Origin of the sequence: Kutzneria viridogrisea DSM 43870, from assembly GCF_000525635.1 — a bacterium.
Classification (GTDB): domain Bacteria; phylum Actinomycetota; class Actinomycetes; order Mycobacteriales; family Pseudonocardiaceae; genus Kutzneria; species Kutzneria viridogrisea.
Genome location: NZ_CP007155.1, coordinates 5,971,008 through 5,983,536, shown reverse-complemented (window position 1 = coordinate 5,983,536; position 12,529 = coordinate 5,971,008). Strand labels below are relative to the sequence as shown.

Below are 12,529 nucleotides of genomic sequence, written 5' to 3'. Positions count from 1 at the left end.
GGTAGCCGGTCGCAGCTTTCCCTGAGGGGAAGGACCGAGGACGTCACTCCTGGACCGAGCCGGCAGGGCCGGGCGGCCACGGGTCTGTGCGTGAACCTGACGGAGGAAGGATCCTCATGAGCACTGAACGCAAGATCGACGCCAAGGCCGACGAGGTGAAGGGCAAGGTCAAGGAAGGCGTCGGCAGCGCCACCGACGACCGGAGCCTGGAGACCGAAGGCAAGGGCGACCAGGTCAAGGGCAAGGTCAAGGGGGCGGCCGAGAAGGTCAAGGACGTCTTCAAGAAGAACTGACCTCAGTGGACAGTGGTGGGCCCTCGCCGAACCGGCGACGGCCCACCCTCGTCGTTTCGCGGCCATCGGTCGGATGATCGCAGCCCGCACCGCCGGATCGGGATTGCCCGGGACCGGTGAGGTTTCGGCGGGCCGTGAGTGGGCATTCCCCCAGCGACGCCACGAATTTCCGCCGATCGGCGGCCGGCGTCCCGGTCGAAGGAGCCTCGCAAGCCCATGATCATCTTAGGTGTCATCCTGCTGATCGCAGGTTTCCTGCTCAACATCTCCATTCTGTGGACCATCGGCATCGTGCTCGTGGTGATCGGCGCGGTGCTGGCGATCCTCGGCGGCACGGGGCGCAAGGTCGGCGGGCGGGCGCACTGGTTCTGAGCCGACCCGACGCTCTGCGGCCCGGGTCGGGTTGAAGTGAGCATCGCTCGGGCTATGGCGACGCCACTGCGGACGGCCGAGAACCGCGGTGAATCCGGGCGAGTCGCGGCATGGAATTGCGCCAGGCCGACAGCCTGTTGCCGTCCGGCTTGCGGTGTCGTTCGGTCCACGGTGACCAGCGACACTGCGACCGCGGCGATATCGAGGTCGCGGTGGTGATCGTCAATTCGCTCACCGCCGCAGCCGCGGCACGCTCACCGCCAGCGCGGCGGCGTCATCCTCCAGACCTGTCCCGAAACTGGTCAGCAGCCTCGCCACTGCGGCGATCAGGTCGGCCGCCGTGGTGGGCGCGAGGTCGGCGGCGAAGGCGTGCAGTCCTTCTTCCTCATAGGGTGTGGGGCTCGTAAAGTCATCGGTGCAGGTGACAGCTCGTGGGGTTCCAAAAGTCAGTACCGGCGCTGACCAGTAGTTTTACGCGGCCCGTTCGTACTCGGTGATCAGGCCTCCTGGGAGCTGCTGTCGCTTGATCCGCTGGGAGTGGAGGTTCGCCACCGGGTGGGTCGGCCGTGGTGGGCGGAGCTTGCGGGACCGGTGCGGCCGTCGACCGTTGTAGTGCTCGATGTATTCGGCGAGCACGGCGTTGAGGTGCCGCTGGCTCAGCCTCAGCATGTGGTCGGTGAGTTCGGATCTGGCGGTGAGTACGAACCGTTCGGCGTAGTAGTTCGCCTGTGGGCAGCGTGGTGGGATCTTTACCGTCGTGATGGCCACGTCAGCCAGGACGGCGTTGAATGGGATGTACCAAGGATCTTGGATAGGGACTCTGATCCGAGAGGATGACCACCGTGCCCGAACGTCGCCGGCAGTTCAGCCCTCAGTTCCGAGCTGAGGCCGTGCAGATGGTGCTCGAGACCGGCAGGCCGATCGCCCAGGTCGCCCGCGACCTGGGCATCCATCACGGCACCCTAGGCAACTGGGGCAACGCCTTCACACGCGCTCACCCCGAACCGCATGACGAGCCCAGCCCGACCGACCAGACCCGGGTAAGCGAGCTGGAAGCCGAGATCCGTCGCCTGCGGATGGAGAACGAGTTTCTGAAAAAAGCCGTTGCGGACTCAGGCGGTCAACGCAACACCTGTGCCAGTGCTTCGTAGGGTGTCTGGAGGTCCAGGGTTTGCCACGCCATCGACGCCAAACCTCATCGACCTCCTCCGCAGACAACGGTCTCCTCGCCATGCTCCACCACGTCCTCTCCACCTGGAGGTACGCAGTGTTGCGTTGACCCGTTGAGACCGCCGGCATGAGCGGACGATTCGCACTCGGCATCGATTCGAGCGCTGGCCGGGCCCGGAGCCTGGGTTAGGGGGTGTGGCGGAGCAGGGTCCGCGATGGCGGGTGGCCGTAGGCGCGGCGGTAGTAGTAGGCGAACCGGCTGGGGTGGAAGAAGCCCCAGCGGGCGGCGATCTGGGTAACGGTGGTCCCGGTGGTGGGGTCGGCGGCGAGCAGTTCTTGGTGGGCGTGGTGCAGGCGGACCTGGCGGAGGTAGCCCATCGGGGTGGTGCCGCGGTGGCGGCGGAAGGCGTACTGCAGCGTGCGGATGGTGACGTGGGCGGCGGCGGCGATGTCGGCGAGACTGATCTCGTGGTGGGCGTGGTCGTCGATGAAGGCCATGGCGCGGCGCAGGGTGGCGGGGTGGGCGTCGTGGCGGTCCTCGATGGTGGGGTCGAGTAGCGCGGTGTTGGGGAAGGTGGCCAGCACCGTGGCCGCCAACAACTGCGGCGCCGTGGAGGCGATCAACGACGTGTCCCGCAGTGTCAGGTTGGCCAGGACGTGATCGCGCAGGTAGGTGATGGTGCGCGCCAGGTACTGGCCGGCGCCCGGGGAGACCGGCCGGTAGCTGGTCAACCGCACCGGGGTGTCGGTGCGGCCGGGTGCGGTCGCGGCCACCTGGGACAGCAACGCCGGCTCCAGCACGGTGTAGCTGAAGCGCGCATGGCAACACCGGCCTGCATAGGGTCGATCGGGCTGGGCGACCAGGAACACCTCACCCGGGCCGTGACTGTCCTGCACGCCCTCGGTTTCCACGCGGGGAAAGGTGCCGGATTCCAGCCCGACCAGGCCGACGCTGCCCTTCGGGTTGGCGACGTAGTCCAGCTCGAAACCGCAGTCAAACCGATCCAGTCTGATCGGCCCCAACAAGTTCTGGATGATCTGTACCTTGTGCTGGTCTTGGGAGCGGGACTTGAACCGCATCGACTTGTAGCACACGCGAATAAATTCGTGAATCTCGTTCAGGTCGGTGCTTTCGAAAGCTATTCCCATGATCTCCCGCCGCCGGTTTGGCTGTCAGCTTGCGCCTGTCGGCAGGGAGATGGTGGTGTCGAGGGCACATGACGCGGTTGGGAGATCGATCCAGGTGAAGTTGCTCCGCCCGGACCATGTGGGGCACCCGGGCGCAGCAGCCGGAGTTGGCGGGTTGTGGCCATTCACCAAGGCCCTCGCGCGGCTCCACGTCGGCATGTGCGGACGTGGAACAACGTGATGGATTGACCTGCTCGGTCAGCGGCTACTTGGGCGGATTCTCGACGTTCCCCGGCTCCGCTCTCCAGAGGGACAGGTCGATCCAATCGGACTCGATCAGACCGGACCAGCAAGCCCGACAGCGATCAAGCCGACGGATCTGCAGGCCCGGTCCTCACTGTTCGGGACGTTCGACATCTCCGCCGAACGTCAAGGGCTACCAGGTTGGATCGAGGCTAGGACTGCCGGTGTGGTGGCTCAGCGGCAACAACAAATGAGACGACACCTGCTCACACCTGGTAGGTGTCTTCGAGTAGGAGTCGTCCCGTTGTTGATGTTGCCCAAGTTTTGTGTGCCCCCGGCGCGGTTCGTCGCAGAACTGTGCAGGCGGCTGGATCACAAGTTGTAACCCAGCCGTTGCGTTGACCTGCGCATTCGTGATCGTGTCGGCAGGAACTCGAACCCTAAACCCGTTGGCTGAGACATCCCGTGCTGTCATATCGGGATTGTGTCGAACCGGCTCGCTGCTGCTGTTCTCGCATGTCGTGTCAAATTCGCGTGTCGGTATCCATCGCATCACGGTACGTACGCTGCAGCAGAGCGACCTCGGAGCAACCACACCCGGTGTTGTGCGTTGGAGTGGCACCTGCATCGATCTGCCGTCTTACCTGGCCGCGGTACCGTCCGAGGAGCCGCCGCCGGCTCACCGACATGCGGCTGAGCTCTTAGGTGTGAACTATGGACGGTCGTATGCGCTGACCTGCGGAAATGCGACTTCCGCAGGTCAGCGCGGGTCCGTTCAGTGTCGTTGTGTGCAGTTGGGGACCGTTCAGCACACATGTCTGCTCCCCATTTGCTCCCCGCCGTGCTCCCCGTCCGTGTCAAGCTATTGGGGAGAGCCGCTGATCTGTGGGACTGTGGCGCTACACGCCGCCCAGTGCTGTCTCGTATGGGTCGCACATGAGTACCGACCTGGGTGGATGGAGTTTTTGGCACGCACAGGGCGGGCGTGCTGGGATTACCGGAGCAGGCCCAGAGACCTCAGTATGCGTCCGGTATCGGCCCCGTCAATAATCATGTAGAAACGGGGATGCCGGGCGTCGTGGGCGTAGGCGTCCATCATGCCAACCACGCTCGGCTTGATCTGATGACAGTGCTGCAGAACGAGTAGCTCCGCGGGCTCGGTGAACAGCCGATCGATCTGGTCGCCGTTCTTGCCCAGGGCCTTGACATCCATCGCGCGAGGGTAGCCCGGTCCCTTGAACAGCCACGCGGCCGACATCTGGCGCCCGCGGGTGAATACTCGTGACGTGTAGAGGTCGGAGCGCTCCCCACCCCAGTCCTTCGGAACGTACGACTCGCCGATCAGCCTGGCAAAGGCGCGCTTCACCGTGTCCTCCGGCACACGCAGGACCGCTTCACCCTCCGCCTCGGCGAGAGGAGAGGCGAAGTCGATCCCGCTGAACTGGCGGATATCGTTGGGGTAAACCCGCGCTCCCGGCACTGGACCTCCAGCGGCAAGGTCGTCATCGACGAACGACCTGATTCCGATGAAGACCGGCCTGAGCTCAATTTGCTCTGCGCTGAGATTGGTGACCGTCCCGATCAGGTAGGCCCGCCTGTTCCCGGTGAGGCTGCCGGGCGCGGAGGAACTGGCGATTCTTGCCGCGTTGAATGTCCCGATGACGCGCACCGGCTCGCCCGCGTCGAGCACCGCCGTGAAGCTGGCCGGCTTGAAGCCAGGGGCGTCGAGGTCCCGGTCTCGCTGGAACGCGAACTCCAGCTCGGTGCCGACGACTTGCCCCGCGCGCAGGTTCCGCTCCAGGACGTGCCTCGCCAGCTCGCCGACTCCCAGCGAGGAGAGCACCTCGGCGAGTTCCGCGGCGAGCACGTAGGGCAGTGCCGCCTCAGGATCGCTCCGGCGGGCCGCGCGTGCCCGTGCGGACTCCGTCCGCTGCTCTCCGAGGAGGGACTGAACCTGGTCCTGGTGCAGGAAGTACGGTTCGAGCGCGATGCGCGTCATCGACAACATGATCCCTTCAGCTGAGGCGGGCCACAATTTTCTGTGTCTGGCGGGCTTGGGACGGCGAGGGAGCGGTCACGGGATGTCCTTGAGCAGGCGGAGGAATTCGTCCACGTCCTGCGGCCGGTCGGTTGGCTTGTGGTGGGTTGCCTCCGCTACTACGGCCTGCCATGGTCCGCTGGCAGGCAGCAACGGGAGATTCTGCTCCGGTCGTTCCCCGGTCAGGATGGCTGCGATGAGCCGCCCGATGCTGTAGATGTCGGCGGCGGCCGTCACGTTGTGGGGGTTTCCGGACGACAGCTCCGGTGCGGCGAATCCCTCGGAGCCGAAGCCGGTGCCGGTCCGAGTTCGGCGCGGAACGCTGGTTTCCCCTCGGGGCTGTCGACCCAGCCCCCAGTCCGCTACGACCCACTTGCTGTTGAGGAGCAGGACGTTGGCGGGCTTGATGTCGCGGTGGATCCGGTCATCGGTGTGTGGGCGGCGCAGTCCTTCGCAGACCGCCCTGACGAGGTCCAGAAGGGCTCCTGTTTCCCGCTGTAGGCGTTCCGTGTGGCTGGCGGCACTGCCGTTCGCGAGCGGCATCACGAACCACCGCCCGTCCGGGTCGGAGTCCAGGACCGGCATGACGTTCGGGTGCTCTCCGTAGAGGTGCCCGATGGAGATCTCACGGCGCATGCGGTGTACAGCGTCTTCATCGCCGTAGCGGAGCTGCTTCAGCGCAACGGGGATGCGGGTGTGTTTGTGCACGCCGCTGTAGACCGCGCCCTGACCACCTTCAGCGAGCGGCTCTGGGTCCCTGTCGTAGTCGGACTTCGTTCCGCGCTTGAGCCAGCGCACAGCGGCCCACGGCGCGGCCCCGGCTGTGTCGGTCATGGTGTCGTCGGTGAGGAAGGCGCGGGCAGCCTCGATACCGTGGTCACGGTAGGGCCCGTCCCGTTGTGCTCTGAGGATGGCTGCCAGTGGCCCGGCGGCCGGATAGTGAGCGAGTTCGGCAGCGAGACGGCGTGCCTCGTCGTCCTGAGCCGCCCGGCGGATGGCGCGCTTGCTGTTTTGCTCTTGCCGGGCCGTGTGCAGGTCAGGATGAGGGGCCCAGCCACGGGGCGGCAGGACCACGCGGGCGCCGCGGAAGTCGCATTCGAGGATGATGCAACCGTTGCGCGCTAGTTCTGCGGCTATGTCTTCGGCGCGGTCGCCGAACGTGGTCACCGCAGATTGCCACCGACGGGGGCTGTTGGTGGCGAAGGCCCACTGACTGTCGGTCAGACCGCCCGGGCGGTGCGGTAGCGGGAAGCCTTCCGGTTCCAGAGTGACGCGCGTGATCTTCGGATTGCCGTTGCGGTCGGTGTTGTAGCTGCCGTCAGGTAAGGGGACGGCGTACGTGGTGAGGCCGGGGTAGACGCTGAGGTGGCGCATCGCGAAACCTCGCGGGCGGGGGCGGGCGGTCATGCCGGCTCGCAGTACTCGTTGCCGGTCAGCCAGGCACGGAGCAGTTCGACACGCGGAGTGTGCTCGTCATAGCCGACGACGACGGGCTGCTCGTTGTACGGGCTGGAGTCCGAGCTGCGGCGCAGCTTGACGTACTGGCCGCAGGCGTCGATGGCGTAGGTCTCCATGTCGTCTTGCAGTGCCCCGACGACTGTGATGCCGCTGTCCCTGCCGATCTGCCCGAGCAGGGCGACCGCCTCGCGGCGGTGTTGCTTGCCGAGGTTGCGGCCTAGCTCGTCCAAGACGAGCACCAAAGGGCGGCCGGTGCCACTCGCGGCCGCGGCGGCACAGACGAGCTTGATCGCCCGGTCATCGATTTGTGCCGTGTTGGCCCGCCGGTCGTAGGGGATGTGGCGCCGCCCCTCGGCGCGCCGCCACATCGGCGTGACTTTCCAGCTCCACGCCTCGGTGGGGTCGGCCGGCGGCGAAGGTTCTTCGTATTGGAGCGTGGCCCCGTACCCACCGTGTGCCCTGTCGAGCCGGTCGAACTCGGCCGCGACGTCGGCCAGCTTTTTCTTGATGGCGGAGGTGAGCGCCCCTCGGTAGGCGCGGCTGGCCTGAACCGCCTCCTCGTGGCCGATCCGCGCGGCGTCGAAGCTCTTGTGGCGTTCATCGCGCTGGATGGCGATCTGCCAGCGCTCGTACCGGTCGGTGCCCTCCTGTTGGCGCAGGTAAACGTGAAGCGCGTGGAGCAGCGGGGCAAAGGCGGCCTGCGCCCGTCGGTTGCTGCCGGGCCCGCGCTCGCTGGACTCCTTCAGCAAGCCGGTGATCTCCGCAGGCATACTGTCCGACGCGCAGGGAGGGAAGCACTCGGATATCGCCGTGCTGATCAGGCCCTTGGCTTCCTCCCACCAGTCGTCTGCCGTCCATGACTGCTGGTTGTCCGGCAGGGCGAGCAGATACTCGCTGGCAGAGCCAGATGTACCGTCCCAGCGGGTAATCAGTTCCGGAAGGCCGAGCTGCGCTTGCTCATCCTCGAGCTTCCCACGCTTCTCACGCCGGATCTTGTTCGTGTTGTCGAGGGCGGTCTTCTGCCGCAGCAGTGACTCGACCTGCTGCTGGCGAACGCCTGCCAGGCGGAGTACCTCGTCCCGCTCGTCTTGCGCGGCGCTGAGCGTCGGTGCGAGTTCCCTACGCGCGTTTCTGGCCCCCTGGTCCTTTTTTCGTAACGTGCCAGCGTGCGCTTCCAGCCGGCCTGCCTCCGCCGCCGCCCGCGCGCCCTTTTGCCGACGCTCGGCGCTGATCACCTTGCGCTCAACGGCCTTTCTTGCTTCGGCGGCGTCCTGGTGCTCCGTGGACTTCTGGCGGACCTGCTCGCGGGCAGCCGCGATACGGGCGGCGCGGCCGGTCGCGGGCTGGCTGAACCCGCCGATCACCACGATCCCGGCGTCGTCGTGGACCCGGTCGGGGTCGCTGCGGGCCGTGGTCCGAGCGTGCAGGGCGGCGAGGAAACCGCTCAGGTCGTACTCCGGATCGGCGCTGCCCGGGAGCCTGCCGTGGGGTGCTGGCGAGGCGAGGTTGGCAGCGATCAGGATCGAGCCGGGTACGCCCGCCAGGAGTTCGCTGGCTCGGTTGAGCTGGGCTGAGTCCACGACCGCCGCCTCGCGGTAGGGCCAGAGGGCAGCTTCCCAACGGGCCCGGTCCGGCTCGTCAAGGACAACGGCGTCCAGCAGGCCGATAGCGCCGATTCCCTCGGTCGCGAGGATCTCGATCTGTTGCTGGGCCAGATCCCGGCCGCTTTCCGCGTCTCGCAGGCGTGATTCGGCGTCGGAGAGCGCCTTCTCTGCCACTCCGACCGCCTTGACCGCGTCTTCGAAGGCCGCGTCCGCTTCGGCGCGCTCCCGGTCGGCAGTCTGCTCGTCGCGGCCGTCGGCGTCGCGGGCTGCTTCCCTGGCCTCGCGCAGCCGGCGGTCGGTGCCCTCGATCTCCTGTTCCAGCGCGGCGATCTGATTGCCCAGCTCGCGGTCGTCGTTGTCGAGTTTGCCGAACGTGCTTATCGCGGCTTGGTGCCGTCGCCTGAACGCCTCGTCGTCGGCTAGCACCGCCGCCTGCGCGGCTAGCTCTTGTGCCGCGTGGCTGTCCCGGTCGATCGCGGTGTCGATCCCGGCGATCTCGACCTGGATGTCGGCGTCACGCTGGAGGGCATCGCATAGCAGCCGTGCCGTGCGCGACCGCCATCGGTTCGCCGCTTCCACGACGAATTCGCGCGCCCGGTCCCGGGCGTCGATGCCGCCCTCGATGACCTGGGCGTTTTCCTCCCAAGTGGCAAGGTCGGACTCGGCGTCGCTGGCCTCCTGCAGGCGGTCATACTCATGGCGGCGTGCCTGGCGTTCCTTCTCCAGCTCGGTGTCGATGCCGGTGAGCGCGGCGATCGCCTCGAAGATCCGCCGCTCTGAGATGTCGCTCAACGGTTGGGCGAGCAGGTTCGGGGCGGCGTTGGCCCGCACCGACGTCGATAGGAACGACACGCACCGCACGTGTTCGCCGTAGAGGGTGCGCGGAAGGTCACGAGCCGACACGTCGTGTCGCCCGGCCCGCGGGGGTAGGGCTTGCCAGACCCCGTCAGCGGCCTGCTCCCGCTCGGCCTCGCTGTCCCCAGTGGGCAGATGCAGTCCGTCCTGCCAGCGCAGCTTCAGCCGGGGACCTTTCTGGCTGCTGCGGTCGATCCGTATCCACACGGTCAAGGCGCGGACCTGAAGCTGATCAAGGGTCCCGGCGGCAGGAGCGAACACGCCGATGAGGTATCCATGGTCGGCGTTGCCCCAGCGGTCTTCACCGCCGGCGTCCTCGGAGTTGAACAGTAGGTCGACCGCGGCGGGCGCACCGGAGCCGAATCGCCACTGCTCGTCGGCGTGCAGCAAGCTGATCTGGGCCAGCAGCGACGATTTCCCCGCCCCATTGGAGTCCTTCGGCCCCTGCCCGGCCACGGCTATGAGAGTGCCGGCGGCAACCGGGATGGGATGCGTGGACAGCCGGGAGATTCGTACGCTTTGCAGGCCGACCAGGACGCGATCACCGACGATGTCCCCTTCTTGCGGCGTGCCGCCGCTCATGAGCCGCTCCTCGGGGAGGTTGTCACTTCTGGACGGCCCAGACTCCGGCGGACCGTAACCGCGGTGGCGAGCGCGGTATCCGGGCCTACTGCCAGGATCAGATTCTCCTGCAGGCGCTGGCGCGCGGCTGGAGTGAGCCGGCGCAGCGCCGGTCCGGGGACGTAGGAGGCGCCAGCCGTTCCTGAATCGGCGCCGCGTACCAAGCGGACCAGCCCGGCCGAGCGAAGCCACTGCAGGGCATCGGACAGGCGCCGCTGCCCGTGAATCTGCGACAGCTTCCGCAGATGGGTTGGTGTGGTCGGATGGGGCGACTGCCAGTCGTCGCCGGCCAGGCGACCCTCTGCCCGGGGGATCGCAACGGAGTGGATCAGTACCAATATCAGTGCGGCCCGCTCCATCGGCGGCAAAATCCCCCAGCCCTTTGCCGCGAGTTCTGCGGCGATGTCGTCTCGGTATCCCGATGTCCACAGGTAGGCACCCGCGTGGACGAGCGTACGGCCGGTCCTTCGCAACATCTGGTCTAGCAGGTGGCGCAACGCCGCGTCCCGGAGTGCGGGCAGCGCGGCCTCGCTGGCGGGCTCGCTGCCGTACTCAAGCGCGGCCCAAGCCGAGACCAGCGCGTCGCGCTGCTTGTCGCCGAGCGGCTGGAGCAGGTCATCGAACAAGCCGCTCACTGGTCCAGCTCCCGATCTGGCCGCGGGGGTGGCAACTCCCGGCACAGCTCCCGCAGCGCCGGGAGGTCCTGGTCTGGCCAGGTAGCCACCCGGGGGCCGAGACAGACCCGCTGCGCGTCGTCATCGATATCCAGCCATCGGCTGGCATTCAGGCGGCGGAGCGCCCCCGTCCCGAAGCGGTGCAGCACCTCTTTCCCCCGTCCGGGAGTGAGCTGGTCCACCACGTCCAGCACCTCGCGCATCGTCGCCGGCTGCCCTGGCCACGGACTTGCCTGGATGTCGGTCCAGCAGCAGCGCAGCGCCGCGGCCAGGACCCGGCTGGTCTCGTTCGGAAATTCCACCGGGAGCACCTGCATCCGCAGTTCGCGCAGCACGGCCGGTGTCACGTCGTCGGGCGGACGGGGCACCAGCCAGCAGTGCTCACCGCCCCGTTCCACCAGCCGCAGCATGCCTGCCGGGGTTCTGGTCGCCGACGGCACGCGCAGCGTCCCCTCGGCCCGCGACCTCGCCCACCACAGCGCCGCCTCCGGACTACTCACGCGGGCCTCCGTACTCGCTCGAACACGCCAGGGGTAAGCCAGGAGGGCACGCTGCCCGGCCGTACCTGGACCGGGCCGGACCACGTTAGCCGGTAGCTGAGTCGGTCGTTGTTGCCCGCGGCGACCAAATCGGCCAGCACGCGGCGCGCCGTCACCCAGTCCGTGCCCGACAGCAGGTGCTCGACCGCAACGGAGTCTCCGCCGCCGAGCACCTCTTCGGCGATTCCCGCCAGTCGATCAGCCTCCGCGTCAGACCACTCGTGCGGGGGCCGCTCATCGCCATCGGGAACGCGGGACCGCGGCGGTGTCGAACGGCCGCTGGTCGGCTGCGGCCTTCCCGCAACGGCCTCCGCCAGGTCGGCGACGTCGTGCCACGGGGAAGGTGCGTCAAAGACCTGATCGGCCAGAACTGCCGCGAGCTCATCCACAGTCGCTCGCCGCGCGAAGCGCTTCCACATCTCGGGCGGCAGCAGGTTCAGTGCCCGCGAGGTCCCCGCCGCGGCTATCAGGCGTGCCGACGCGTTCGTCGAGGCATCTTCATAGGCGGCGATCGCCGAGCGCAGTTCCCCGCACAAGCGGCTGAGTTCCGGCCAGAACTTCAGCAGGATCTCGTGCACCGCGGACGCCTGGTCGATCAGCGACTTCGCGTTCCACAGCAGTGGGGCGCGCTCCCGCAGCGCCTCCACGGTGCCGCCAATGGTCAGTGCCACGAGCTCGGCGACCAGAAGCCGCAGCGCCGTGGTTATCCCGACGACAACCTCGCGGGCTTCCTCGGTTGTACTCTGCCCGCCCTCCAACCTGGTCTTCTCCATCGTCAGGAGTTGGTGCAACTCGGACTGCCCCCCGCGGGCTAGCATCCGCTGGACGAACAGCATCGACACGTAGCTGGTGAACGAGGCCCGGTACTCGCGCGGGTAGGGCTTATCAAATGCGGGCTGGATCGCACCGAGCTTCCGCAGGACGCCCAGACGGTTTTCGATTACTTCGTCTGGGAATGCAGCGCATGCCGCCCTGATCTGCTCAACTGTCAGCCCGTCCTCACCCGCGCGGGCAAACGCGGCGAACAGTGTGTCCGCCAGACGGAATAGGTCAGCGTTATCGATCGCTGCGTCTGCCTTGCGTGCCAGGACAGCAACAATCTGCTCGAACACAGAAACGACGGCCTGCTCAGCCGCCACTGCATCCAATCCAAACTGCTCGCCCCCCACATCGGTCAACACGGTTCCCCCGGTTTCCGCATCGTCACGCTCGTCCTTCCATCCGCACCCATAGAGGTGCGCAGCTCCACGTTCTACATCTGGCCGCCGCTATCTCCCAGCGACTGTAGGCAGGCACGCCGACAACCCAGAGGAGAGAACAAATGTTCGAGTGACATTCTGTGATGGGCTCGTTAGACGCATAAGTCCATTCGATACACATACTTGAGCCGCCGTTACTCCGAAGGTGGTTCTCGGTGAGCCGCAAGTTGACACCAGCGGCCGACCCATGTGGTCTACTGGCTCGCACAGCCCAACAAACTCCGTCAAACGGTGGACTCTGTGCTGCACACGTTGCGTCGGTACGCGAGCTACGT

At 67.0% G+C, this 12,529-nt stretch carries 11 protein-coding genes; 3 read left to right on the top strand and 8 right to left on the bottom strand.

Annotation, left to right across the window (positions count from 1 at the left end):
- The first annotated feature begins 116 nt into the window (after positions 1–116).
- Both KALB_RS44910 and KALB_RS48310 read left to right on the top strand, forming a co-directional pair.
- Entirely contained in the window at positions 117–293 is a 177-nt protein-coding gene (locus KALB_RS44910) for a CsbD family protein (protein ID WP_063750767.1), read from the top strand.
- Between the two features lie 216 nt (positions 294–509).
- Positions 510–665, top strand: coding sequence for a hypothetical protein (locus KALB_RS48310; protein ID WP_169743537.1), 156 nt, complete (start codon positions 510–512; stop codon positions 663–665).
- Between the two features lie 471 nt (positions 666–1,136).
- Here the strand turns inward: KALB_RS48310 and KALB_RS26555 are convergent, their stop codons facing one another.
- On the bottom strand, positions 1,137–1,433 hold the full coding sequence (locus KALB_RS26555) for an integrase core domain-containing protein (protein WP_025358727.1): 297 nt from the start codon (positions 1,431–1,433) through the stop codon (positions 1,137–1,139).
- 65 nt (positions 1,434–1,498) lie between these two features.
- Here KALB_RS26555 and KALB_RS26550 point away from each other — a divergent pair, with 65 nt between their 5' ends.
- A complete protein-coding gene (locus KALB_RS26550; protein ID WP_081789519.1) occupies positions 1,499–1,816 on the top strand; it encodes a transposase in 318 nt (105 codons plus the stop codon).
- 205 nt (positions 1,817–2,021) lie between these two features.
- On the opposite strand, the gene KALB_RS26545 is transcribed toward KALB_RS26550, so the two are convergent.
- The 7 genes from KALB_RS26545 to KALB_RS26515 all read right to left on the bottom strand — a co-directional run bounded on the left by KALB_RS26545 (position 2,022) and on the right by KALB_RS26515 (position 12,176).
- Entirely contained in the window at positions 2,022–2,984 is a 963-nt protein-coding gene (locus tag KALB_RS26545; RefSeq protein WP_042220826.1) for a helix-turn-helix domain-containing protein, read from the bottom strand.
- A 1,216-nt stretch (positions 2,985–4,200) separates the two neighbouring features.
- Positions 4,201–5,205: a hypothetical protein gene (locus tag KALB_RS26540; RefSeq protein ID WP_148309661.1), complete on the bottom strand. Its 1,005-nt coding sequence runs from the start codon at positions 5,203–5,205 to the stop codon at positions 4,201–4,203.
- Between the two features lie 75 nt (positions 5,206–5,280).
- A complete protein-coding gene (locus KALB_RS26535; RefSeq protein ID WP_025358723.1) occupies positions 5,281–6,618 on the bottom strand; it encodes a serine/threonine-protein kinase in 1,338 nt (445 codons plus the stop codon).
- 29 nt (positions 6,619–6,647) lie between these two features.
- The gene (locus KALB_RS26530; RefSeq protein ID WP_025358722.1) at positions 6,648–9,743 is read right to left on the bottom strand and encodes a coiled-coil domain-containing protein; all 3,096 of its coding nucleotides are present in this window, start codon (positions 9,741–9,743) and stop codon (positions 6,648–6,650) included.
- Positions 9,740–10,417 carry a hypothetical protein gene (locus tag KALB_RS26525; RefSeq protein ID WP_025358721.1) on the bottom strand — a complete coding sequence of 226 codons (678 nt, stop codon included), beginning with the start codon at positions 10,415–10,417 and terminating at the stop codon, positions 9,740–9,742. Before KALB_RS26525 ends, KALB_RS26530 begins: the two co-directional genes overlap by 4 nt.
- Positions 10,414–10,956 (bottom strand): hypothetical protein, encoded by a 543-nt coding sequence (locus KALB_RS26520; protein WP_025358720.1) that lies wholly within the window; start codon positions 10,954–10,956, stop codon positions 10,414–10,416. The genes KALB_RS26525 and KALB_RS26520 overlap by 4 nt, the downstream gene beginning before the upstream one ends.
- A complete protein-coding gene (locus KALB_RS26515) occupies positions 10,953–12,176 on the bottom strand; it encodes a hypothetical protein (RefSeq protein WP_025358719.1) in 1,224 nt (407 codons plus the stop codon). Before KALB_RS26515 ends, KALB_RS26520 begins: the two co-directional genes overlap by 4 nt.
- Between the last annotated feature and the right edge of the window lie 353 nt (positions 12,177–12,529).

Coding starts and splice junctions, on each gene's coding strand:
- KALB_RS26540 (WP_148309661.1), bottom strand. CDS start 5,205: ATGACGCGCATCGCGCTCGAACCGTACTTCCTGCACCAGGACCAGGTT.
- KALB_RS26545 (WP_042220826.1), bottom strand. CDS start 2,984: ATGGGAATAGCTTTCGAAAGCACCGACCTGAACGAGATTCACGAATTT.
- KALB_RS26535 (WP_025358723.1), bottom strand. CDS start 6,618: ATGCGCCACCTCAGCGTCTACCCCGGCCTCACCACGTACGCCGTCCCC.
- KALB_RS48310 (WP_169743537.1), top strand. CDS start 510: ATGATCATCTTAGGTGTCATCCTGCTGATCGCAGGTTTCCTGCTCAAC.
- KALB_RS44910 (WP_063750767.1), top strand. CDS start 117: ATGAGCACTGAACGCAAGATCGACGCCAAGGCCGACGAGGTGAAGGGC.
- KALB_RS26550 (WP_081789519.1), top strand. CDS start 1,499: ATGACCACCGTGCCCGAACGTCGCCGGCAGTTCAGCCCTCAGTTCCGA.
- KALB_RS26530 (WP_025358722.1), bottom strand. CDS start 9,743: ATGAGCGGCGGCACGCCGCAAGAAGGGGACATCGTCGGTGATCGCGTC.